Here is a 23,305-nt window from a genome sequence, read left to right as displayed (position 1 = left end):
CGCCCACCGAGGCATCAACCGGGCCATCGGGCCGAATTCCTACCCGGCGGCGCTCCTGAGGACACGCGCGATCGCGGCGGGAAGCGCCACGGGGAGATCCGCGGCCGACAGCGGGTGGGGGGCGAGCTGACCGGCCACGCCGTGCAGGTAGGCGGCGACGCTGGCGGCGTCGAGAGCGCCGAGACCGGTGGCGAGCAGGGAGCCCGCCAGGCCGGTGAGGACGTCGCCCGTGCCGGCGCTGCCCAGCCAGGGTGTGCCGGTGGTGTTCACCCGAGTGGCACCGTCCGGCCCGACGATGAGCGTCCGGTTGCCCTTGAGCAGCACGGTCGCGCCCAGGGCCGCGGCCGCGCGGCGGACCGTGCCGAGCCGGTCGTCGGCCAGCTCACGCCGGGTCCCGGCGGCATCCCAGCCGAGCGCGGTCGCGGTGAGCCGGGCGAACTCGCCCTCGTGCGGCGTCAGCACCACCGGCCCGGCGCGCCGGGCCAGGACGTCCCGCCCGGTGGACCGGGCGGCGCCGCCCCCGCCGCCCCCGGTGAAGCCCGCGGTGAAGCCGACGCCGACGCCCGCGCCGGCCCGGGCGGGGAAGCCGGCGGCGAACGCGTCGGCGAACGGGTCGAGGGCGCCGGCGTCGAGCAGCAGCGGCACGTCGGTGGCGACGAGGGCATCCAGCAGACGGCGCGCGGCCGCGTCGGGCACGACCCCCGGGCCGAACGCCCAGGCCTGGACCCGACCGGCCGCGAGCATCGCGTCGGCGTCACCCGGCTCGATGACGGTCACCACCGTCTCCGGGTGCGCGCCGCGCACATGCTCGGCCGCCCGCGCCTCGGCGACGACCCGCAGGTAGCCGGCGCCGCCGCGCAGCGCCCCGCCGGTCGCGAGCACGGCCGCTCCGGGGTACCGGTCGCTGCCGCCGACGAGGCCCAGCACGCCGCGCGTGTACTTCGAGTCCGCCGGCCCCGGTGCGGGCAGCAGGGCGGCGACGTCCGCGTCGTCGAGCGCGACCAGGTCGGGGGCGGGCAGGCCCAGGCCGATGTCGACGAGCGCCAGCTCCCCGGCGTGCGCGGCACCGTCGCCGAGCAGCAGGCCGCGCTTGTACGTCCCGAACGTCACGGTCAGGGCCGCCCGGATGGCGGTGCCCGGCGCGGCCCCGGTGTCGGCGTCGACCCCGCTCGGCACGTCGACGGCGATCGTCCGCTCGGGCGGCGTGAGCTCGGCGAGCCGGGCGTGCGCCGCCCGCAGGCCGCCCCGCCCGCCGATCCCCAGCAGCCCGTCGAGGACGAGGTCGGCCCTCGCCAGCAGCGCGGCGACCGTGGCGTCCGGCAGCGCCTCGGAGCCGTCCTCGGTCGGCTCGGCTGGGACCTCGCCCGGCGCGGCGACGGGGTGCAACCGGCCGCCGGCGGCGAGCAGCGCCGCCGTACCTTCCAGGTGGGTCCGGCCAGGGGCCAGCGCGTCCACCCGGGCGCCGCGGGCGGCGAGGCGCGCACCAGTCCACAGCGCGTCCCCGCCGTTGTCCCCGCCGCCCGCGAGCACCACGACGCGGCTTCCGTACACCCGCCGGCCGAGGCGGCGCACGGCGTGGCTGAGCAGCCCGTGCACCGCCCGCTGCATGAGCGCCCCCGGCGGCAGGCCTTCCAGCAACGGAGCCTCGGCGGCGCGCACCTGCGCCACGGTATGAGCAGCACGCATGCCGCCCATCCTGCCCCGCGTCGGCGCCCTTCAGGCGCCCGTCACCACGTACTGCCCAGGAGCGCCTCGGCCACCAGGCGCAGCCCCGCCAGGTCGCCGGGCGCCGCCGGCGCGCGAGCCGGATCGCCGTCGTCGCTCGCGGGGGCGCACACGCTGGCGCGGACGATCCGGTTGCCGGCCCGGGCGACCAGCAGGCCAGGGAAACTGGCCGCTTCGTCGCCGAGGCCCCCGACCGCCGCGAGGCCAACGGGCGGGCGGTTGGACAGGAAGCCACATTGATCCACGGTGGCGGTCGAAAATGAAAATGCCTGCTTCCACGCGGCGAACTCGGTACGTGCCGCCGTTTCGTCCGCCATCGTGGCGCCCACGAGGATGACGGCGCCCAGATCCGTGGACGCGGACGGGAGCCGCCACGAGCAGATCGCCGTCTCCCGCGTGCCAGGGGTGTCCGTGTTCTGGTTCGCCCCGGCGCTGAACCGGGCGGTGCTCCGTGCCGTCACGCCCACCGAGTCCAGCGCCGCGATGACCTCGGAGGTGGACGCGAGCGGGCACACGGGAGTGGCCGGATAGGGCATGGCCGGTTCGGTCCGCCGGTCCAGCTGCCATCGTCCGGTGACGTAGCGGACGGGGAGACCGGTCTGGTCCGCCGTCGTCGTCTCGAAGGACGGCTGGTCGGGATTGTCGGCCGCGGTGCCGGGGCGCGCGCCGTCCGGGCCGACGGTGACCACCTCGCGCTCATCGCCGGCCAGCAGCTCGACCTCGACCCGCCAGCGGCAGTCACAGGTCGACGTCGTCGTGGTGACCGGGAACGACGCGGTCGTGCCGGGCGCGATCGGCAGAGCCTGCTCTCCTGACGTGGCGACGACCGGGTCCTGGGTGGTGGCCAGGCGGTAGTCCAGGCTCAAACTCACCTCGGCCGCCTCGCATTGTTGGCGGACTTCCGTCGGTGATCCCGGCATATCGGCGCGCTGGGGCGGCCCGGCGCCCAGGTGCGGGGTGACCTGGGGAGATCGCCCGTCCACCCCTTGGAAGACAATTCGGCCGTGGACTCCTCTCCGGCGGTGGACCGGCTGGTCGACGCGGTGCGCGCGGCCCTGGCCGCGGCGGCCGACCCGGTGAAGGCGCCGGGGATGCAGGCCTACATGAAGTCCTCGATGCCCTACCTCGGCGTCCCGAAGCCGCCGAGGGAGCTGGCGCTGCGGCCCGTCTTCGCCGCGCACCGGCTGGAGACGATGACGGACTGGCGGACGGCGGCGCTGCGGCTCTGGCGCGACGCGGGCTTCCGCGAGGAGCGCTATGCCGCGATCACGCTCACCGGTCACCGGCCCTACCAGGTGTACTGGACCCCGGCGGCGCTGCCCGTCTACCAGGAGATGATCGTCACTGGTGCCTGGTGGGACTACGTCGACGAGCTCGCCTCGCGCCGCATCGGCCCGCTGCTGGCCGCGAGCCCCGAGGCGCTGCGACCGGTGATGCTGCGCTGGAGCCGCGACCCCGACCGCTGGCTGCGCCGCACGTCGATCATCTGCCAGCTCGGCGCGAAGAAGAACACGGACCTGGACCTGCTCTACGCCTGCATCGAGGCGAACCTCGACGATCCGGACTTCTTCCTCCGCAAGGCCATCGGCTGGGCGCTGCGGCAGTATGCCTGGACGGACCCCGACGAGGTCCGCCGCTACGTCGCGACGCGGGTTGATCGACTCTCCCCGCTCTCCAAGCGGGAGGCTCTGCGTAATGTCGGCGCTTAGCCACGCAATGGTGAGCCGTTGTTACCTGACGGCTCCGAAGCTACGTAGGGTCGACAGATGGCGTCGCCTACATCGCGCCCAGCGGTGCTGAGCGCCCCGAGGTCGCCGCGTGGCGCCCTAGTTCAGTCAGAAGCCGTTGGGGTCCCCGTGGATTCGATCCGCCCCGGCGGATCGAATCCACGGGGCTATGCCTAGTTGGCCAGCGACCGACCCCCGACTTCCGCGGCGGCCAGGGCGGACGGCCTCTCGAACGTACGATCGAGGAATCATGAGCACCCTTTTCGACGACATGGTCCCTGGCGCGGGTGCCCCTGGCGCGGGTGGCTCCAATGCGGGTGCCCCGGCGGGCGATGCGGCCTACGAGCCGTACGACCCGTACGACATGTTCGCGCCCGGAGTGCTGGCCGCTGCCCCGGTCACCCCGCCCGGCGCCGAGGGCCGCCGGCCGGCACCGCGACTGGACCCGGACGCGCTGCTGGCCGAGCTGAATCCGCAGCAGCGCGCCGCCGTGGTGCACGAGGGCGCTCCGCTGCTGATCGTCGCCGGCGCCGGCTCCGGCAAGACCAGGGTGCTCGCTCACCGGATCGCCTACCTGCTCGCCGCCCGCCAGGTGCACCCCGGCGAGATCCTCGCGATCACCTTCACCAACAAGGCCGCGAACGAGATGAAGGAGCGGGTCGGCGCGCTCGTCGGCGGCCGGGTGCGGGCCATGTGGGTCAGTACCTTCCACTCGGCCTGCGTGCGGATCCTGCGCAGCGAGTCGAAGCGGCTCGGGTTCGGCTCCTCGTTCTCGATCTACGACGCCGCCGACGCGCAGCGGCTGATCACCCTGGTCTGCCGCGATCTGGATCTCGACTCCAAGCGCCACCCGGCCCGGGGGCTCGCCGCCCAGATCAGCACGCTCAAGAACGAGCTGATCGACCACGAGACCGCGCAGGCCAAGGCGGCCAGTCACCCCGAGCGAACGGTCGCCGAGGTGTACGCCCTCTACCAGCGCCGGCTGCGCGAGGCCAACGCGCTGGACTTCGACGATCTGATCATGACGACGGTGAACCTGCTGCAGGCGTTTCCCGACGTCGCGGAGCACTACCACCGCCGGTTCCGCCACGTGCTCGTCGACGAGTACCAGGACACCAACCACGCCCAGTACACGCTCATCCGCGAACTCGTCGGCGGCTCGGTCTCGACGGCGGGGCGGGCGGCCGACGAGGGCATGCCGGGGCAGGCCGAGCTCTGCGTCGTCGGCGACGCCGACCAGTCGATCTACGCGTTCCGCGGCGCGGACATCCGCAACATCGTCGAGTTCGAGCAGGACTTCCCGGCCGCGAAGGTCGTCCTGCTGGAGCAGAACTACCGCTCGACCCAGACCATCCTGTCCGCGGCCAACGCCGTCATCGCCCGCAACAGCCAGCGCAAGCCGAAGCGGCTGTGGTCGGACGCCGGCGACGGTGAGAAGATCGTCGGCTTCGTCGCCGACAACGAGCACGACGAGGCCGCGTTCGTCGCCGAGGAGGTCGACAAGCTCACCGACGACGGCCACGCCCGCCCGGCCGACGTCGCCGTCTTCTACCGGACCAACGCGCAGAGCCGGGTCTTCGAGGAGATCTTCATCCGCGTCGGCCTGCCCTACCGGGTCGTCGGCGGCGTGCGCTTCTACGAGCGCAAGGAGATCCGCGATCTGCTCGCCTACCTGCGGGTGCTGGCGAACCCGTCGGACACGGTCAACCTGCGCCGCATCCTCAACGTGCCCCGGCGCGGGATCGGCGACCGGGCGGAGGCGATGCTCGGCGCGTTCGCCGAACGGGAGCGCATCCCGTTCGCCGAGGCGCTCGGCCGGGTCGGCGAGGTACCGGGGCTGGCGACCCGCTCCGCCAAGGCCATCCGCGAGTTCGCCGCCCTGCTCGACGAGCTGCGCGAGACCGCCGACGGTGACCTGGTCGGGACGGCCGAGGCCATCCTCGACCGGACTGGCTACCTCGCCGAGCTGGTCGCCGAGGACACCGTCGAGGCCCAGGGCCGGGTGGAGAACCTCCAGGAGATGGTCGAGGTCGTCCGGGAGTACGTCCAGCGGTTCCCCGAGGGCACGCTCGCCGGCTTCCTCGAGCAGGTCTCGCTCGTCGCCGACGCCGACCAGATACCTTCCGACGACGGCTCGGACGGCGTCGTCACGCTGATGACGCTGCACAGCGCCAAGGGCCTGGAGTTTCCGGTGGTCTTCCTCACCGGGCTCGAGGACGGCATCTTCCCGCACCTGCGCACGCTCGGCGACCCGACACAGATGGAAGAGGAACGCCGGCTCGCGTACGTCGGGATCACCCGCGCCCGCCAGCGCCTGTACCTGACGCGCTCGCTGGTCCGCAGCGCCTGGGGCCAGCCCGCCTACAACCCGCCGTCGCGCTTCCTCACCGAGGTGCCCGAGTCCCTGCTGGACTGGCGCCGCCTCGCCCCCGCCCCGGCGAGCCCCAGCGGCGGGTTCGGCGGTGGCTTCGGCGCGGGCGGTGGCTTCGGGGGTGGTGGCTTCGGTGGCGGGGGCCGCGGCGCGGGCGGGGCCGGCGCCGCGAGCGGTTCCCCGTCCGGGCAGGCCCGTTCCCGCCCGGCCAGCCGCCCGATCATCCAGCTCTCGGCCGGCGACCGGGTCACCCACGACGTGTTCGGCCTCGGCGTCGTCATCGCCACCAGCGGCGTCGCCGAGTCCTCCCAGGCCAAGGTCGACTTCGGCGAGGGCACCGGCACGAAGGACCTCCTCCTGCGCTACGCCCCCCTCACCAAGCTCTGAGGCTCTTCGGCCACCGAGGTCAGCTACCAAAAGCCCGGCCGCGGCGCCGTCTCAGCGGGCGCGGGCGGCCGGGATGGTGGCCGCGGTGGCCAGGGTGGTGACACGCTCGGCGGTGGCGAGATCGAGGTTGCCGCCGGAGAGGACCACCGCGGTCTGGCCCTGGGCGAGGTCCGGGTGGCGCAGCAGCGCGGCCACGCCCGCCGCGCCGGCCGGTTCGACGACGTGCCCACCGGTGCGGCGCAGCAGCACCATCGCCTCCCAGAACGCGTCCTCGTCGACGGTCACGACGTCGTCGAGCAGGGACGCGGCGAGCGCGAGCGTGAGCCGGCCGGGGGTGCGCACCGCCATCCCGTCGGCCACGGTGTCGGCGGCGAGCGACAGCGGCCGACCCGCGTGGAACGAGTCGGCGAAGGCGGGGGCGCCCTCCGCCTGCACGCCGATGACCCTGGTGTCCGCGCCGCGGGCCGCCAGGGCCGCCGCTATCCCGGTCACGAGACCACCGCCGCCAACACCGACGATGACGGTACGCAGGCCGGGTACCTGCTCCAGGAGCTCCAGCCCGACCGTGCCCTGGCCGGCGATCACGGCCGGGTCGTCGAACGGGTGGACCATCAGCCGGCCGCCGTCGGCGGCGAACGCCCCGGCGGTGGCCAGCGCCGCGTCGACACCGCCGTCCACGTGCTCCACTCGGGCACCCCAGCGGCGAGTCCTGGCCACCTTGACCGGGTTGGCACCGGTCGGGACGAAGATCGTCGACTCGACGCCGAACTGGGCCGCCGCGTACGCGACGCCCTGGGCGTGGTTGCCCGCGCTGGCCGCGACCAGGCCGCGGGCCCGTCGCGACGGGTCGGCCTGCGCCACCCGGTTGTAGGCGCCGCGCAGCTTGAACGACCGGGTGTGCTGCTCGTTCTCGCACTTCAGCCAGATCGACGCGCCCGTGCGCAGGCCGAGCCCCGGATGCCTGACGACCCGGGTGAGCCGGGAGACACCGGCGAGGGTGGCGGCGGCCCGCTCGACGTCGACCGTCCGCAGCAGGGTCCCGACGTCGACGCCCTCGGGGCCGTCGTCCGGCTGGCTGGTAGTTCCCGCTACGTCGTCGGCTTGGTCGACGGGCGACGCCGGGGTCGGGGTTCCTGCCGGATCCGGGGTCCCTGCCCGATTGGCGAAGCCGATCGGGGAGGTCTGGGAGCTCGCGGAGTCGATCCGAGAGGTCCGAAACACCCCGGTCTGGCCCGGTTTTCCGGCGGGGTCGGAGGCGCGCGGCGACGGCGTTGTCGCTGCTGGCTGGGTCATCGGGGCTGCTCCTCGGGCCAAAGAGTGTGCGAAAATGATCTTTCTTCGCACACTCGGCGGCCGTGAATCAGAGTGACTGGTGGCTGGGCGGCCACCTGTGCGCCGTGGCCGCGGCAAACAAAAAAGCCCCCCGCAGACGCGGAAGGCTTGGCGCGCGGCCAGATCGTCGTGACGATCTCAGTCGCGCGCCCACGTAATGGCCATGAGGTGCCGCTGCACTCCTCTACGGTGCTCCGCCACCCCTGCGCTCGTCAAACCGGCTACCCATCGTTACTTAACAGCTACTGTAAACCGTTTACGGTAGGACACGTCCGACCCTGGGCCTTGGGTCGTGGCCCGGGACCACGGGCTCAGTGACGTCGCTGCTTGAGCCACGAGTCGCGGTCGGCGGGGAGAAGCGCGAACGGCTCGGAACGCCCGAGCTGGGCCGTAACGCGGTAGTGGCGATGGTCAAGAGTGAACAGCGTCCGGGCGCCGTACCGGGCGGCAAGTGCGACGTTGAGGCAATCCGTGGCGCCGAGTTTCAGGTCCTCGTAGCGGGTGTTGATGGTGACGACGGTGTTGATGTCGTCGGTATCGCTGGCCGCCAGTTCCCACGAGCCTCGGGCGACGTCGGTCAGAAACCGGTTCGCGGCCGCAAGGCCGAACCGGGTGGTGAGCAGGTAGTCGGCCTCGGCGATGACCATGTGCGAGACCAGCATCGGACGCTGGATACGCTTAATGATCTCCGTGCAGGCGGCATGGTCGGCCGCGTGTGTGTCGATGGACGCGAGGATGGCGCTCGTGTCCGCGATGATCACTCGCCGAATCCTCGGAGCTCCTCGGCGGCGCGAGCCGCCCAGTCCGGGTCGCCGCTGTCGACGAACCCTACAGACGGCCGCGTCCATTCCCGAACGCGGACCGGAACCATCCTCGCGATCGGCTCGCCGCGATCGGTGATCGTGATGCTCTCGCCGGCTCGGACCCTGCCCAGGACCTGGCTGGTGTGGTGCGACAGATCGCGAATTCCGACCGTGTGCTCCTCGTCATCCTCGTCGTCGGCATCATCAACATCTCGGGCCGGCCTCGCCATGTGGTAACTGTAGGCCCAATGTGACCACATTGGCGAGGCCGGGTCTCGGCGGCAAAACAGGGCGGGAGTGACGGGCGCGAAGCGCCCGTCACTCCTCTACTCCCATTCGATGGTGCCCGGGGGCTTGGAGGTGATGTCGTAGACGACGCGGTTGACCTGGGGGACCTCGTTGACGACGCGGTTGCTGATGCGTTCCAGCACGTTCGCCGGCAGCCGCGCCCAGTCGGCCGTCATCGCGTCCTCGCTGGTCACCGCGCGCAGCACGACCGGATGGCCGTAGGTGCGCTCGTCGCCCTGGACGCCCACCGAGCGCACGTCGGCCAGCAGGACGGCGAACACCTGCCAGATCTCGCGCTCGAGCCCCGCGCGGCGGATCTCGTCGCGGATGATCTGGTCGGCGGCGCGCACGATGTCCAGCCGTTCCTGGGTGACCTCGCCGATGATCCGCACGGCGAGCCCCGGGCCGGGGAACGGCTGGCGCCAGACGATCTCCTCGGGCAGGCCGAGCTCCTCGCCGAGCCGGCGCACCTCGTCCTTGAACAGCGTCCGCAGCGGTTCGACCAGGCCGAACTGGAGGTCCTCCGGCAGCCCGCCGACGTTGTGATGCGATTTGATCTTCGCGGCGTCCGGCGAACCTGACTCGATCACGTCCGGGTACAGGGTGCCCTGGACGAGGTACTCGATGCGGCTGCCTGCGGCCTCCGCGCGGGCGTCGAGCTCGCGGGCGGCCTCCTCGAAGACCCGGATGAACTCGCGTCCGATGATCTTGCGCTTCTGCTCCGGGTCGGTGACCCCGGCCAGTGCCGCGGCGAAGCGGTCCGCGGCCTTGATGTGCACCAGCTCGACGCCGGTGGACGCGACGAAGTCACGCTCGACCTGCTCGGCCTCACCGGCGCGCAGCAGGCCGTGGTCGACGAAGACGCAGGTGAGCGCGTCGCCGATCGCCCGGTGTACGACCGCGGCCGCGACCGCGGAGTCCACGCCGCCGGACAGCGCGCAGATCAGCTTCGCGTCGCCGACCTGGGCGCGCACCGCGGCGACCGCCTCGTCGACGATGTTGACCATCGTCCAGGCGGGGCGGGCGCCCGCGCCGTGCAGCAGGAACCGGCGCAGCACCTCCATGCCGTGCTCGGTGTGCAGCACCTCGGGATGGAACTGCACGCCGAACAGCCCGCGCCGCACGTCCTCGAACGCGGCGACCGGGGTCGACCGGGTCGACGCGGTGAGGTCGAAACCGGTGGGTGCCGCGGTGACGGCGTCGCCGTGCGACATCCAGACCTGCTGCTGGATCGGCAGGCCGTCGAAAAGCACGCCGGGGCTGGTGACGGCCAGCTCCGTCGCCCCGTACTCGGCGGTGCCGGTGCGTTCGACGGTTCCGCCGAGGGCCTGCGCCATCACCTGATGGCCGTAGCAGATGCCGAGCACGGGGATGCCAGCGTCGAACAGCGCCGGATCCACCCGGGGCGCGCCGGGGGAGTACACGGACTTGGGGCCGCCGGAGAGGATCACGGCGGTGGGGCGGCGGGCGAGCAGCTCCGACACCGGGGTGTTCCAGGGGACGATCTCGGAGTACACGTGGCACTCCCGCACCCGGCGCGCGATCAGCTGCGCGTACTGGGCGCCGAAGTCGATGACCAGGGCGGTGTCATAGCCGGCTCGGCCGGCCGAGGGTGCGCTCACCTCCCAAGTCTACGGAGGCGCGCCCGCGGCGGGTCTTCGCGGACGCGTTGCCGCGATGTCTGGCCATCAGCCGGGGTGGCGGCGAGAGTTGGATCGGAATGTCGAGATTGGCTGGAGCCCCGACCATCCGTATCTGACATGGGACGTTCGGCGACCAGTTTGGGCCTTTGACGGGGAGGAAGTTCCCGTGGCGCCCAGACCACCCCATACTGTTACCGATCTGTGTCGTGGCCGGCGAAGCGGTCGCATCGTGGATGACCCGTGGGTAAGCGGGTGGTGACGCACGTGACATCGACCCTCGGGCTCGGACCCGTCTGGGGTGTCGTCAGGCCTCATGACACTCGCATCAGGGGCACAACTCGTGGCTTCCTAGAACATGGCGTAAGGTAGCCGCCTTTCACGCGCTAACTCGGTACCGCTATGGTGCCGACCGAGGGACATCCGGTCCGATACCGGGCCATCCTGGGAGTGCCCTGTTCCGGGAGGCCGGCGGAGAGGTTGCGAAGTACGTGCGCAGACAACCGATGGCCAGCAGCACGGGCCTCGCCGCGGACTCGATGCCGGTGCCGGCACCGGGTTCCCCCGTTGTGGACGACGGGGGTCACGGCGAGCGGCCCGCCGCGGCCCGACCCCCCGACGACGGCAACGGGACGCGCGCTCGCGGTGGCGTCCTGACCAGCCCGACGAGCTGGCGGGTCCGTACCAAGCTGATCGCGATCCTCGCGATCCCGGTCGTTGCGATCATCGTCAACGCGCTGATCGACGCGAGCTCGGTGCTCACCAGCACCCGTGACATCAACCGGGTGTCCAACCTGGTCACCATCAACCGGGCGGCCATCGAGCTGACCTACGAGCTCGAGCGCGAGCGCACCTTCACCGTCGACTATGTCGCGGCCCAGCTGAGCCCGCGGAAATCGACAGCCACCCTCGACCCGGTCAAAGCCCGTCGTACAGACGTCGACCGTGCCTACAAGGGTTATCAGGATGTCGCCGAGGGCAAGCGCGGGACTTTCGGTGACCAGGTAAACGAGGCGCTCGACGCCGTCGCCCTGCAAATGCAAAACCTGAACACCAAGCGCGACGTGCTGGTGAAGATGACCGAGCCGGCCTCCGTGATGGAGGCCTATGACGCCGTCATCGAGCCGCTCACCGACCTGGTCGCCCTCATCCCGCAGGGCAACGACGACCGTGAGCTCGACAGCTCCGTCGAGGCGACGACGCACCTCGTGCGCGCCACCGACATGCTGGCCCAGCAGCAGGCGCAGATCGAGATCTACCTGTCGTCGCAGCTACCGTTCAACAACGAGGACTTCCGCGCGGCGCTGAGTCTCGACTCCCAGCGCGGCACCGAGCTGGACGAGTTCGCCAAGGCGGCGACGCCCGAGCAGCTGGCGCTGTTCACGTCGACGGTCAACCAGCGCACCAACGGTGACGTCATCAAGACGCAGCAGTACACCGCCCTGGTGCTGAACGCGCTGCCGGACCGGCCGCTCACCGGCGACCAGGGGACGCTTACCGGCGTCAACGGCATCGACCAGACGAAATGGCTGCAGAACACCCGCGCCAACATCGAGCTGAACTACGACGTCGTCGACAAGCTGTTCAGCCAGATCGACAGCCGGGTCGACAACCTGCGCGGTGACATCCAGCGGCGCGCGCTCCTGTCGGCGCTGTTCACCGTCCTGATCCTGGCCGCCGCCCTCGTCATCACCCTGATCGTGGCGCAGTCGCTCATCCGCCCGCTGTTCGCGCTGCGGACCGCGGCGCTCGACATCGCGGACCGGCGCCTGCCGGAGGCCGTCCGGCGGATCCGAGACTCGTCCGAACAGGTGATCGACGACGAGATCGAAACGGTCGGTATCGATACCGACGAGGAGATCGGCGAGGTCGCGCGCGCGTTCGACCAGGTCCACCGCGAGGCGGTCAAGCTCGCGTCCGAGCAGGCGGTCCTGCGGAACAACGTCAACGCGATGTTCGTGAACCTCTCCCGGCGAAGCCAGGGCCTCGTCGAGCGTCAGCTCCGGCTGATCGACGACCTGGAGAACCGCGAGCAGGACCCGGACCAGCTGTCCAACCTGTTCAAGCTGGACCACCTCGCGACCCGTATGCGACGGAACAACGAGTCGCTCCTGGTCCTCGCCGGCACCGACACCGCCCGCCGCTGGACCCACCCCGTCCCGCTCAACGAGGTGGTCCTCGCGGCCATCTCCGAGGTCGAGCAGTACACCCGGGTCAAGCAGACCAACGCGGCGCCGGTGTCCATCGCCGGTAACGGTGTCAGCGACGTCGTCCACCTCATCGCCGAGCTGCTGGAGAACGCCACGGCGTACTCCCCGCCGGCGACGGACGTCGTCGTCACCAGCCACTCCCTCGGCCCCGGCGCCGGCGCGATGATCGAGATCGTCGACCAGGGCATCGGCATGCCGGCCAAGGACCTGGAGCGGATCAACGAGCGGCTCGCGAACCCGCCGGTCGTGGACGTCTCCGTGTCCCGGACGATGGGTCTGTTCGCCGTCGGCCGGCTGGCCAGCCGGCACGGCATCCGCGTCCAGCTGCGCGAGTCGCCGTCACGCGGCATCACCGCCGTCATCCGGTTGCCAGCCAAGCTGGTCACCGGGGACGGCGCCGGCGGTACCAGCCCGGCCGCCCCCCGGCCGGCGGCGATCGGCCGGACCGGTGAGGCCCCCGCTCGGCCGGCCCAGGCGTTCGGTGCCTTCGGGCCCCCGCCCGCCGGCCGGCCGGAGCTCGGTAGTGGTTCCGTCCCGACCCCGCAGACCGGTCCGCAGCGCCAGCCGGCCTACGGCGGCCCACAGCAGTACGGTCCGCCGACGACCGGCGCCGATGGTGGGCGTGGCGGTCCTCGGCAGCACCCGGACGATCTGCTCGAGGAGATGGGCGACCGGGACCGGTTCGCGCCACCTAGCGGCCCGCTTCCGGCCCTGACCTCGAGGCAGACCCCCCCGACCCCGGGCCCCGCCGATCCGGCGGGACCCCCGGACGCCAGCCGGTTCGGGCCACCGCCGCTGGCGCTCGGTCCGGGCGGACCCCAGCAGCGCGACGGCGCGCCCTCGGGCCCGATGACCGGCCCGCTGCCGAGCCGGGAGCCGGCCAGCCGGTACACCGAGCAGGACACACAGCGGCTCGGGTCGAACCCGTTCACCAACGGGCAGCCGGTGGCCAGGTCCGGTCAGCGGCCGGGCGTCGACGGTCCCGACCGGGCGGAGCAGCCCGGCGGCCCGGCGACCGGCCCGCTGGACACGCGCGGCCCGCGGGATGACTGGAACAGCGGGTTCCAGCGCCCGGCCGCGCCGGAGTCCCCGGGCCAGACCGGCCCGATGCCTCGCCAGACCGGCCCGATGGCCCGCCAGGGTGGTTACGGGTCGAACGGCGCCGGCGGCGGTTACCGACCACCGGAGCAGCCTCCCCAGAGCTACGCCGAGCCGCGGGACTACGCGGACAAGCGCGACTACGCGGGTCAGCAGGCGGACTACTCGGGCCCGCAGGAGAACGTCTTCGCCAGGCCGCCACACCGGCCCGAGCCGGATCCGGTCGACGTGCCCCAGCCTCGCTGGGAGGAGCGGCCGGCCGCGGCGACGGGTGGCTACCCGCGGCCGCAGGCCGAGGACACCGGCGAGATCTACCTCGGCGACGGCGAGGACCTGGACACCACGCCGATCTTCGACTCCGTCTCCGCCTGGTTCCAGCGCCGCTCGCCCAGCGACGAGGTCCGCGCCGTTCCCACGGCGCCGGACCCGGTCGTCGAGGCGACGCCGCCGCCCGCGTTCACCGCGCCGCGGGCATCGGCGGGCATGCGCATCATGGGCAACGGGGCGGGCAACGGCACCACGGATCACCCGATCCAGCGTCAGGAGCCGGCGCCGGCGCCGGCCGCCGTGCCGGTCCGGCCGGCGGCGGCCATGCGGACGCCGGCGCCGGACTCCGGGTACCGCCAGCCCGCCGCGTACGCCGACAACGGTTCGAACGGCTCCGCGACTGGCCCTCGGCCCGTCCAGGCGCCCGTGGAACCGCTGCCGAGGCGCGGTGGCGCAGACAACTCGGGCGGCTGGGAGTCGGCCGGCGACGCCGGCTGGCAGGCGGCCGAGGTGCTGCGCCAGCCCGGTGGGTCGGACACGTCCACGACCAGGGCTGGGCTGCCGGTGCGGGTGCCGATGAGCAACCTGGTGCCCGGCTCGGCCGAGCCGGCAAGCAATCGCAAGGCGGCCCCGCCACGGCCAGCCGACGAGGCAGCCAGGTCCCCCGAGGCGGTAGGCGGGCGTCTTGCCAGCTTCTACCAGGGTGTCCGGCAGGGACGGGACATGGGTGCCGAGACAAGAAGCGCCCGCCGTGACGGGCAGGAGGAACGGTGAGACCGGTGAGCGCAGCGGCGCAGAACCTGAACTGGCTGATCAACAATTTCGTCGACCGGGTTCCAGGTGTCGCGCACACCGTCGTCGTGTCGGCCGACGGTCTGCTCCTCGCGGTGTCGGACGGGTTTCCACGCGACCGGGCGGACCAGCTGGCGGCCGTGTCGTCGGGCCTCGTCAGCCTGACGCAGGGCGCGGCCCGGGTCTTCGAGGCCGGGATGGTCACCCAGACGGTCGTCGAGATGGAGCACGGGTTCCTGTTCATCATGGCGATCAGCGACGGGGCGAGCATGGCGGTGCTGGCCGCGCCGTCGTGTGACATCGGCCTGGTGGGCTATGAGATGGCGCTGCTCGTGCACCGGGCGAAGGACGTACTCACGCCGCAGCTGCGCCAGGAGCTGCAAGGGACGCTCCCGCGATGAGCGAGGGCACGGCCGCCCCGGACCAGTCCGGCGCTAGCGGGCCACCGGGCGCGCGGAAACGGTCCGCCCGCGCGCGCCCGGTGGCTTCTGTCCCCGGAGTTACCACGAGGGAGTCAGCGTGAGTGACATGGGTGGGCCGCCCGGACCGGTGGTCCGGCCGTACGCCATGACCGGAGGGCGAACCCGGTCGCGTTACGAACTCGCCATCGAGGCGCTCGTCATCACTACCCAGTACGGCGAGGAACGCGCGATCGGCCTCAGCATTGAGCAGCAGTCCATCGCTGCGATGTGCCGTCAGGTCCGGTCCGTGGCGGAGATCGCCGCCGGCCTGCGGGTGCCCCTCGGGGTCGCCAGGGTGCTGGTCGGTGACATGGCGGACGAGGGCTTCGTCCGCGTACACCAGCAGCCGGACCGCGACGAGGCACCGGATCTCGCGTTGCTCGAAAGGGTTCTCAGTGGCCTACGAAAGCTCTGACAACAGAAGGGTCAACTCCTCGGTCGCGACCACCTCGGTCAAGATCGTGGTTGCCGGCGGTTTCGGCGCAGGGAAGACCACTTTTGTGGGCTCTGTATCGGAAATCGTCCCGCTTCGTACTGAAGCGGTCATGACCGAGGCTGGCGCGCACGTCGACGACCTGACTCACCTGGTCGACAAGACCACGACCACGGTGGCGATGGACTTCGGCCGGGTGTCGCTGGACGAGGACCTGATCCTGTATCTGTTCGGAACGCCGGGACAGTACCGGTTCTGGTTCATGTGGGACGACATCGTCCGCGGTGCGATCGGCGCGATCGTGCTCACGGACACCCGCCGGCTCGCGGACTGCTTCGCCGCCGTCGACTACTTCGAGCAGCGCCAGCTGCCGTTCGTCATCGGGTTGAACTGCTTCGACGGGGTGCTGCGGCACTCGATCGAGGACGTGCGTGAGGCGCTGCAGATCGGGCCGTCGGTTCCGATCATCACCTGTGACGCGCGCAACCGCGACTCGACCAAGAGCGCGCTGATCGCGGTCGTCGAGCACACGATGTCCCGGGCCGCCCTGCGCGCCTAGGACGACGACGCCGGCAACACGAAGGGGGAGGGCATCGCGCCCTCCCCCTTCGCGTGCCTTCGTATGCCTGGGCGGCGGCACAGAGCCGCTGAACTGACGAGCACGACGAGAAGCCGTCCTCGGCGAGCTGGTCTTCGCCGAGGACGGCTTTCTCGTGCGTGCGACGGCTTAGGCGTCCTGGTTGAGCTGCCTGAGGCTGCCGGTGTTCGGGATGTTCCCGTTACCAGAGTTGTTGATCTGCTCCAGGTCGAACGTGAACGTGTCCGCGTGCCAGCGCCACTGGCCGCCGTTCAGCGGAAGCGTGGCGACGTTCTGCGGCACGTCCCTGCGGGCGCCGAACTTCACGTCGCCGACGATGGTGCGGGCGGTGAAGTTGTTCTTCAGGACGTCCGCGATCGCCTTCTTGTCGTCGAGGGAGTTCACCTTGGCCAGCGCCTGCGCCGCGACGTCGAACAGCGCGAGCGAGGTGCCGAGCTGCTGCGACCATCCCTGGCCGCTCGCCTTCTGGTACTGGTCGGCGAGCTGCGCCGGCGTCCAGTTGGTCAGGAAGCTGCGGGTCTGGAGGCTGCGTGACCAGAACATCTCGGTGGTCAGCGCGTCCGCGACGGTGCCACCGAGGACCTTCAGGTCGGTGTCGAACAGCACCCCCTTGGAGAGGGTGATGATCCGCGGGAAGAACTTCTGGTCGACGGCGTCCCGCTGGAACTGGATGTAGTCCGCCGCGCGGGGGATGCCGGTGACGATCTGGACGTTCTGGTCCTTGAACCGGTCGATGATGTCGGTGAAGCTCTTGGTGCCCGGCGGGTACAGGTGGTAGTCCGTGGTCCCGACCGCGTCGCCCGCGCTGGCCAGCTCGAGGTTCGTGGCCGCGAGGCTCTGCCGGAACGGCAGGCCCTGGTTCGCGAAGGTCCGGCCGTCGACGTCGTCCGGCCACAGGGCGCCGACCGTGTGGTTGCTCGGGACCTCCGCCTGCCCCCACATCGACGAGAAGGCGCTGAAGTACTCGCCCAGGCCGGCGAAGAAGTGGTAGGTCCAGGTGAACGGCTTGTTGATGTCACCGCCGCGGCCGACGAACCACGACTGCCAGGGCGCCATCGTGGAGATGCACGGGACGCCGTTGACCTCGCACTGGTCGGCGACCGGGTTGACGGTGTCCGAGGTGGCGCCCACCAGGACGATGTCCACCTGGTCGTCGGAGATCAGCTGGCTCGCCGCCTTGGCCGCCCTGGCGAAGGTCGACTGGCTGTCCCGGATGTAGATCTCGACCGGATGGGTGGTGCCGCCGACCGACAGTCCGCCGTTGCTCGTGAAGAAGTTCTTCAGGACGTCGGTCACGAACAGGTCGGCGTCGGCGAAGCTGCTGAGCGCGCCGGACTGGGGCGTCACGAGGCCGATGCGTACGGGCCGGATCTTCGAGGTCGACGAGGAGTCGGAGCCGCTGCAGGCGGCGAGCAGGCCACCCGCCGGCGCGGCGAGGGCGGCCGTGCCCGCGAGCCGCAGCAGCGCGCGCCGGTCGACGAACCGGAAACCCTGGCCACCGGCCACGACGGGCTGCCGCTGCCCGTCAGCGGCGGCGGGCGCGGCGAGGCCGTGGGCGGCGTCGACCACCGTCGTGGGGGAGGTCGTGGGGGAGGAGGCAAGCTGAGGACGGGCCGCGGCGTCGCTGCCGTCGGCTGCCTGAGAGATCGGCCGCTTTTTGCCCGTCAACCGGTCAGACCTGCGCATGGCTTCTGATCCTGCCGCACCCCGGTCTAAACCTGTCGACTGGGTCCATTTCGGTGTGGCTGGAACGGCCCGCCGCCGGTCGAGAGAACTCGCTGCGTAGTGCCGCGTGAGCATGCCGCGCCCGTATCCGACGTTTCGCGCTCTATTGGTGACTCTGAGAATCCACTAGTCGAGGGCGCAGGACATGTTGCCACCCTTGGTGACGTACACGGTGGCCTGAACTCGGGCGCCAGCCGGCCAGACGGCGATGCTGTTGCCGACCTGTCCCTGGAGTGGGCCGCTGGTGAACGCCACGGCGGCGATGACGTTGGACGCGTCATCGAACTTCGGGGTGGCGATCGTGTAGTCGCCCTGCTGTCCGTTCCACTGGTACTTCCCGCTCGTGGGCGGGATGACGAGGGCACCCGCATGGGCGCCTGGAGCGGCTCCCCCGGCCGCCGACGGCCCGGCGGTGCCCGGGGTCGCGCCCGCCGCCGCGGTGGCGCTCGCGGCGGGAGCGGCCGGAGCGGCGCCCGCCACGCAGCTGTAGGTGCCATCGACCAGCGCCTTGCCGGCCTTCGCGTCGGCGTTGGTCCCGGCGGGCGAGAGCGTGGCGCTCGCCGCGGCGCCGCTTGCGCCCGAGCGGCCGCCACCCCCGCGCCCCGCGAGCAGCACGTAGATCCCGAGCGAGACAAGCGCCACGACGACCGCGACCGTGAGGGGACCGAGCCAGCCCTGCCGGAACCACGCCAGCCGGTCGTCCGCCGCGTGGTCGCCGTCCGTGGTGGGCGGCCGCCGCGACGTTCTCTCGGCCTCGCCCAGCTCCAACGCGTCCTCGAGGTCGTCCGCGGCGAAGCGGCGTCCGGCACCGCCCGCCGGCTTTCTCGACTGGGTGGCGCCCCGGCCGGCCAGCCGGCCGCCATCGTCCGAGCCAACGGCTTCCTGGGCGCCCCTGGGCCCGGTGAGCGGGTCGAGGCCCGCCCCGGGGTCGTGCGGCCGCGGCCGTGACCCGTCCTCGCGTTGCCCGGCCCGGCCGCCACCCACGCCGGCCCCGGCCTCGAGGCCCCGCGGCGCTCCCGCCAGACCGGCCGAGCGCCCAGGGTCCGCGGGCGGCTCGTCGGATTCACCGGCGCCGCGCGACTTCCTGCCTGGACTGGTCTCGGGGCCGGTTCTGGAGCTGGTCCTCGACCCGGTCGTCGCGCCGGTCTGGTCCTGCCCACCGCGTGCCCGCCGGCCCGCCGAGCGTTCGGGAGCCCCGGGCGACGCGGCGGGCGTGACCGCCTGCAGGCTCATCGAGTCGGTCATCGGGTTCGGCGTCCTGCGCCGGTCCGCCGGCACACTGCGCATCATGCCGCGCCGCGGCAGGCTGGCAGCCGTCCTGGACAGGACGGAGGTCATCTCGACGGGCGCGGGCCGTCGCGACGCCGTCGACCGCTCGCTGGTCGACGTGCCGTGCCCGTCGGCGCCCCGAGCCTCCCGCGGCGCCGACGAGTCGGCTGGCGAGGTCCCGTCGGCGCGTGCCGTCGGCGGCGCGGGCTGGCGCCCCGTCCCAGCCCGCTCGGGCGCCGGAAGCCCGGGTGTCGGAAGCCCGGGCGCCTCCGCGGGCGTCCGCGGGCCGGTCTCTCCATCGCGGCGGCGGCCTCGCCAACCGCCACCGCGAGTCTGGGAGCCGTCCCGCGCGGACGGCACGGCCTCCGCGCCTGTTCTTCCCCACGGGACCGGCGCGGCCGTCCCCGGTGGCAGCCCGCGGTCCGCGGGCCCGGCGTCGGGACGATGCGTCCCCAGGTTCTGGTGGGCTCCGCTGAGCCCGTCGATCGGCTGCCCGGGGAACGGACCGCCGCCGGCCGGACCGCCGGTGGGCCGGCCGCCGGTGAACGGGCCGCCCGTGGCCGGGCCACCTGGTGCCGCGCCGCCGGGCAGCGGGCCACCAGGGGCCGAGGGGCGGCTGGGCATCGGGCCACTCGGCGCACCGGTCGCCTGCGAAGGACGCCGGGGCAGGCCGAGGAGGTCGCCGGTGCCCAGGGGGTCACGCGGGTCGATGACGGGCCTGCCCGCAGGCGTGCTGGCGGCGAGCTCGGGGGGCGCTGGAGACCGCGCGCCGGCCCGATCGGTGACCGGTGGAGGCGGCGAGCGCCAGCCTGTGCCCGGCGGGCCGTCGGAACTCCTCGCGGTCGCGTCCTGGGGCGGCGTCCTGGTGAACGGCGACCATCCGGTGCCGCCCGTGGGCTCGACCCCCGTGGTGGACCTCGGGTCCGTCTCGGGTACCCGCCAGGGAGACGACGGCGGCGCGGACACCCCGGCGGCGCGGTTGCCCTGCCCACCGCCAGGTGGCTGGCTCTCCCCGGGACGGGTGGGGGTACGCGGACCACCGGGTGCGCTGGCCGGCATACCCGCGCCGGGGAAGCCTGGGCCGCCTCCAGGAAAGCCCGGGCCACCCGGGCCACCCGGGCCGGGCGTTCCGGCCGTGGGCCGAGGGAGGCCCCGCGCCGGGGTGAAGAAGATGTTCGGCGCCCGCTCGTCCCTCGCCGGCGGGGGGCTGGAGCCGCCGTCCGCTCGGGACACGGGAGCCTGCGGGGCGGGAGACACCCGCGCCTGAGGAACGCCGGAGCCGGCCGGGCCACCGACAGCCACCACCCCGGCGCCGGTTCCTGGGCCGGGGGGTCCTGGAGACCTCGGCGCGGGCTCCCAGGGCGAGATGCTCCCCGCGGGTGGGTAGCCACTGCCTGGCGTGCCGGCCGAGCGGGCACGGGCGTCGCCGCCGACCCGGACGGACCCCGAGGTGCTCCCTGGGGCGGCGAAGCCCGGGGTTCCGCCACTGTTGGCGAAGCCCGCGGTTCCCGGCCGATCTCCCGGCGGGTCGGCGAAGCCCCGAGACCCTGGCGGATCGGAGACCGGGTTCCCGCCGGATCGGCGAGGTCCGGGGTCCCAGTCGGACCCGGGGCTCCTGCCCGACTGGCGAAGGCGGTCGGGGAGGTCCGGACGCTGATCGGGAACGTCCGCTGGGACGCCGCCGACGCGGGTGGTCTGAAACGGTCCTATCTGGACGGGACCGCTCGCCGGGCGGGGGCCGGGTGCCGCGGCGGCGGCACCGCTGGTCGGCGTGCCCTCCTGGCCGGTAAGTCGCGCCGACCAGGACGACGGCAACAGCGTCGGTGCCGGTGCGACGGCGGCTGGCCGGGGCAACGGCGAGGCCGCCGGGGAGGGGTAGGCGCTCGGGGAGGGGTGCGGGCTCGGCGACGGGTGTGCGGTCGCGGCCGGTGACTGCGCGGGTGGGAGATACGGCGCGGCGGGGGCCGGCGTTCCGTAGTCCCGCGCCGCGGGGCGCGCCGGGCCCGGCTGGTATCCGGCGGTCGACTCGGGGCGTTGGCTCGATGTCACCGGCGGCGGGACGACGGCCGGTGGGGCCGGCCCGACGTCGATCGCCGTGACCGACAGCCCCGTGTCCCCGCTGACGTAGGAGCTGCTCCAGAGGGAGCCGACCGCGAACGGATCGGGACTCGCGCGCGGATCGGTGGGCGCGGGCGTCCCGCTCCAGCCGGCGCCGGTCTGGGTGGCGCCGGTCTGGGTGGTGGCGGCCGGCGGATGGCCCGCCGCGAGCGGGCGCCACGCGGACTCGGGCGCGCCGGGGACGGTGGCCGTGGCGGCCTGGCCGGTATGGGACGGCGTGGGGTAGGCCGGGGTGGGGTGAGCCGGAGCGGACGGTTCGGGCGCGTTGACCCGCTCGACCGCGAAGAAGTCGTCGCGGCGGGTGGTCACCGGTGCGGCGGGGACGGCGGGCTGCTGCGCGCGCGGAACCCATTGGTGGGAAGCCGCGTCCCAGGCCCAGACGCCGTCATCGCTCAGCAAGCGGCCGTGGTCGTCGGTGGGCAACCCCTGCCCCCCTGCTCAGTGCCACGTCGCGTCTAGCGGCCGTGGAGCGTCAATGTCGTGTCTCTCGACGGCGGAACGTCACGAGTCCCGGCGAAGCCGACCAAAGGTCATCAACCAGTATGACTTGCCGCGTCCAGCGCACGAACCTGACCCACCGGGCGCCGCGCGACCCGGCCCCTACTTGAGCTTGTCGCAGGCCTGTCGGATTTCCTTGATCACCCGCTGGGCGGCGGCCGACTCCACGTCGGCGTTCAGGCGCAGGAACTCGTCCTGGCTGTAGCCGGCCTCGAGCTTGGTCAGGGTGCAGTTGCAGTAGTTCGTCATGCCGTTGTTGCCCCCGACGCAGGTGTCGAGGTAGGTCTTGCGGACCGAGGCGTCGTACTGCCGGCCGGCCGTGGTGGACGAGCCGCCAGTCGCCGCGGGCGAACCGCCGTCGTCGCCGGTCGCCTTCAGCAGCAGGATGACAGCGACCAGCACCACGACCAGCGCCGCCGCGCCGAAGACGAGAACCCGGCCACGGCCCGTCCTGAGCCTGCCGACGAGACCGCCGCCGTTCTCCCGGCCGTCGTCCTCGTCGTCGTCATCGTCGTCATCGAGGACGTCCTCGTCGTGGGCGGAACCGAGCCGCCCGCCGGCCAGGCCCCGCAACCGGTCGCGCGCCCCCCGCCAGCCGGGGCCGTCGCTCGGGTCGTCGTCCTCGTCGCGGTCGTCACGGTCGTCGTCATCGAGCAGGCCGGGGGCGTCACGGTCCAGGTCGCGACCGCGGCCCCGGTCGAGGGTGCGACCCTCCGGGGGAGAGGCGGCGCGCGGGCCGGTGCCTACGCCGGTCTTGGCGAACGACGCCGCGGCGAAACGACCCGAACCTCTCGCGTCGGGGTCGGCCGTGGCTCCCGCCGTCTCAGGGAAGCTGACCTGGGAGGCCTGCCGGGCAGAACCCCGAGCGCCGGTACGCGTCGGGTCCTCCGGCAACGGGCCGGTCGCGTCCGGCCGGCCGGTCACGGGGGTGGTCGGCCGGTTCATCGCCTCGGTGCCGGGGCTGTCGAGCGGGCCGGTCAGCGCCGGGCCGCCTCGGCTCACGCCTGGGCCGGTGCCCGATCCGCCCCGGCTCACGCCTGGGCCGGTGCCCGATCCGCTTCGGCCCGCGCCCGGGCCGGTGCCGGGCGCGCTTCCTCCCGGAACGCCCCGGCCCGCGTCCCGCGCCCAGCTGCCGGTGCCGGAACCCGTGCCGAGCGGGTCGGCACGGCCGAACGGTCCCGTCAGCGGGTCGTCGCGGTCGTAGCCACGGCCCGTGCCGGTGGCGAGCGGGTCGGGCCGGTCGTAGGACCCGGTGCCCAACGGGTCCCTGGCCGGCCAGGAGCGGGACTGGCCGGTCGAGCCCGCGCCGCCACCCGTCGACCCGGGAGACGACGGGCCGCCCGGCTCGTGGCCAGTGGGGGATCCGCCGCGCGTCGGCGCCCCGCCCCTGGCCGGGGCCGGGCCGCCGCGCCAGTCGGCGCCGGTGTCCGGAGAGTGGCTGTCGGCCGGGGAGCCGCCGGCCCTGCCGGGCTGCGGATAGGGGCCCGTGACGGGCGACCAGGTCGCCTCCCGGTCCCTGCTCGTGCGTTCCTCGGAACCGAACAGGGGGAAGCTGCCGGTTCT

The 23,305-nt window shown here is 73.0% G+C and carries 15 protein-coding genes; 6 read left to right on the top strand and 9 right to left on the bottom strand.

The window, feature by feature from the left end:
* Nucleotides 1-39 precede the first annotated feature (39 nt).
* Together FRCN3DRAFT_RS0201455 and FRCN3DRAFT_RS0201450 are read right to left on the bottom strand one after the other, a co-directional pair.
* Nucleotides 40-1,686 carry an NAD(P)H-hydrate dehydratase gene (locus tag FRCN3DRAFT_RS0201455; protein ID WP_007518678.1) on the bottom strand — a complete coding sequence of 549 codons (1,647 nt, stop codon included), beginning with the start codon at nucleotides 1,684-1,686 and terminating at the stop codon, nucleotides 40-42.
* A gap of 41 nt (nucleotides 1,687-1,727) precedes the next feature.
* The gene (locus tag FRCN3DRAFT_RS0201450; protein ID WP_007518676.1) at nucleotides 1,728-2,597 is read right to left on the bottom strand and encodes a hypothetical protein; all 870 of its coding nucleotides are present in this window, start codon (nucleotides 2,595-2,597) and stop codon (nucleotides 1,728-1,730) included.
* Between the two features lie 132 nt (nucleotides 2,598-2,729).
* Between FRCN3DRAFT_RS0201450 and FRCN3DRAFT_RS0201445 the strand changes: the two genes are divergently transcribed.
* Nucleotides 2,730-3,434 carry a DNA alkylation repair protein gene (locus FRCN3DRAFT_RS0201445; protein ID WP_007518674.1) on the top strand — a complete coding sequence of 235 codons (705 nt, stop codon included), beginning with the start codon at nucleotides 2,730-2,732 and terminating at the stop codon, nucleotides 3,432-3,434.
* A gap of 268 nt (nucleotides 3,435-3,702) precedes the next feature.
* Nucleotides 3,703-6,210: a DNA helicase PcrA gene (pcrA, locus tag FRCN3DRAFT_RS0201440; RefSeq protein WP_007518673.1), complete on the top strand. Its 2,508-nt coding sequence runs from the start codon at nucleotides 3,703-3,705 to the stop codon at nucleotides 6,208-6,210.
* A 51-nt stretch (nucleotides 6,211-6,261) separates the two neighbouring features.
* On the opposite strand, the gene FRCN3DRAFT_RS0201435 is transcribed toward pcrA, so the two are convergent.
* The 4 genes from FRCN3DRAFT_RS0201435 to guaA all read right to left on the bottom strand — a co-directional run bounded on the left by FRCN3DRAFT_RS0201435 (nucleotide 6,262) and on the right by guaA (nucleotide 10,255).
* Nucleotides 6,262-7,503: a threonine ammonia-lyase gene (locus FRCN3DRAFT_RS0201435; RefSeq protein ID WP_007518671.1), complete on the bottom strand. Its 1,242-nt coding sequence runs from the start codon at nucleotides 7,501-7,503 to the stop codon at nucleotides 6,262-6,264.
* Nucleotides 7,504-7,853: 350 nt separating this feature from the next.
* A complete protein-coding gene (locus tag FRCN3DRAFT_RS42160; RefSeq protein WP_007518669.1) occupies nucleotides 7,854-8,303 on the bottom strand; it encodes a PIN domain-containing protein in 450 nt (149 codons plus the stop codon).
* Nucleotides 8,300-8,575 (bottom strand): type II toxin-antitoxin system Phd/YefM family antitoxin, encoded by a 276-nt coding sequence (locus tag FRCN3DRAFT_RS42155; protein WP_051466106.1) that lies wholly within the window; start codon nucleotides 8,573-8,575, stop codon nucleotides 8,300-8,302. The genes FRCN3DRAFT_RS42160 and FRCN3DRAFT_RS42155 overlap by 4 nt, the downstream gene beginning before the upstream one ends.
* Nucleotides 8,576-8,671: 96 nt before the next feature.
* The gene (gene guaA / locus FRCN3DRAFT_RS0201420; protein WP_007518666.1) at nucleotides 8,672-10,255 is read right to left on the bottom strand and encodes a glutamine-hydrolyzing GMP synthase; all 1,584 of its coding nucleotides are present in this window, start codon (nucleotides 10,253-10,255) and stop codon (nucleotides 8,672-8,674) included.
* A gap of 509 nt (nucleotides 10,256-10,764) precedes the next feature.
* On the opposite strand from guaA, the gene FRCN3DRAFT_RS0201415 reads away from it, so the two are divergent.
* The 4 genes from FRCN3DRAFT_RS0201415 to FRCN3DRAFT_RS0201400 all read left to right on the top strand — a co-directional run bounded on the left by FRCN3DRAFT_RS0201415 (nucleotide 10,765) and on the right by FRCN3DRAFT_RS0201400 (nucleotide 16,093).
* Complete coding sequence (locus FRCN3DRAFT_RS0201415) at nucleotides 10,765-14,622, top strand: nitrate- and nitrite sensing domain-containing protein (RefSeq protein WP_232793886.1); 3,858 nt, start codon at nucleotides 10,765-10,767, stop codon at nucleotides 14,620-14,622.
* The gene (locus FRCN3DRAFT_RS0201410) at nucleotides 14,619-15,041 is read left to right on the top strand and encodes a roadblock/LC7 domain-containing protein (RefSeq protein ID WP_007518662.1); all 423 of its coding nucleotides are present in this window, start codon (nucleotides 14,619-14,621) and stop codon (nucleotides 15,039-15,041) included. Before FRCN3DRAFT_RS0201415 ends, FRCN3DRAFT_RS0201410 begins: the two co-directional genes overlap by 4 nt.
* A 127-nt stretch (nucleotides 15,042-15,168) precedes the next feature.
* Nucleotides 15,169-15,516, top strand: coding sequence for a DUF742 domain-containing protein (locus FRCN3DRAFT_RS0201405; protein ID WP_035925779.1), 348 nt, complete (start codon nucleotides 15,169-15,171; stop codon nucleotides 15,514-15,516).
* Nucleotides 15,497-16,093 carry a GTP-binding protein gene (locus FRCN3DRAFT_RS0201400; protein ID WP_007518658.1) on the top strand — a complete coding sequence of 199 codons (597 nt, stop codon included), beginning with the start codon at nucleotides 15,497-15,499 and terminating at the stop codon, nucleotides 16,091-16,093. The genes FRCN3DRAFT_RS0201405 and FRCN3DRAFT_RS0201400 overlap by 20 nt, the downstream gene beginning before the upstream one ends.
* A 168-nt stretch (nucleotides 16,094-16,261) precedes the next feature.
* Here FRCN3DRAFT_RS0201400 and FRCN3DRAFT_RS0201395 read toward each other — a convergent pair whose 3' ends face one another.
* The 3 genes from FRCN3DRAFT_RS0201395 to FRCN3DRAFT_RS0201385 form a co-directional block, all read right to left on the bottom strand.
* Nucleotides 16,262-17,818: an ABC transporter substrate-binding protein gene (locus tag FRCN3DRAFT_RS0201395; protein ID WP_007518656.1), complete on the bottom strand. Its 1,557-nt coding sequence runs from the start codon at nucleotides 17,816-17,818 to the stop codon at nucleotides 16,262-16,264.
* A 165-nt stretch (nucleotides 17,819-17,983) separates the two neighbouring features.
* Nucleotides 17,984-21,643 (bottom strand): hypothetical protein, encoded by a 3,660-nt coding sequence (locus tag FRCN3DRAFT_RS53805; protein WP_131803355.1) that lies wholly within the window; start codon nucleotides 21,641-21,643, stop codon nucleotides 17,984-17,986.
* A gap of 201 nt (nucleotides 21,644-21,844) precedes the next feature.
* Nucleotides 21,845-23,305: hypothetical protein (locus tag FRCN3DRAFT_RS0201385; RefSeq protein WP_007520528.1), on the bottom strand; the 1,461-nt coding region annotated here is incomplete at its 5' end.

The organism is Pseudofrankia saprophytica (assembly GCF_000235425.2).
GTDB lineage: Bacteria > Actinomycetota > Actinomycetes > Frankiales > Frankiaceae > Pseudofrankia > Pseudofrankia saprophytica.
This window is presented reverse-complemented; position numbering and strand designations above follow the sequence as displayed.

Coding starts and splice junctions, on each gene's coding strand:
- FRCN3DRAFT_RS0201405 (WP_035925779.1), top strand. CDS start 15,169: ATGGGTGGGCCGCCCGGACCGGTGGTCCGGCCGTACGCCATGACCGGA.
- FRCN3DRAFT_RS0201455 (WP_007518678.1), bottom strand. CDS start 1,686: ATGCGTGCTGCTCATACCGTGGCGCAGGTGCGCGCCGCCGAGGCTCCG.
- FRCN3DRAFT_RS0201435 (WP_007518671.1), bottom strand. CDS start 7,503: ATGACCCAGCCAGCAGCGACAACGCCGTCGCCGCGCGCCTCCGACCCC.
- FRCN3DRAFT_RS0201395 (WP_007518656.1), bottom strand. CDS start 17,818: ATGCGCAGGTCTGACCGGTTGACGGGCAAAAAGCGGCCGATCTCTCAG.
- FRCN3DRAFT_RS42155 (WP_051466106.1), bottom strand. CDS start 8,575: ATGGCGAGGCCGGCCCGAGATGTTGATGATGCCGACGACGAGGATGAC.
- pcrA (WP_007518673.1), top strand. CDS start 3,703: ATGAGCACCCTTTTCGACGACATGGTCCCTGGCGCGGGTGCCCCTGGC.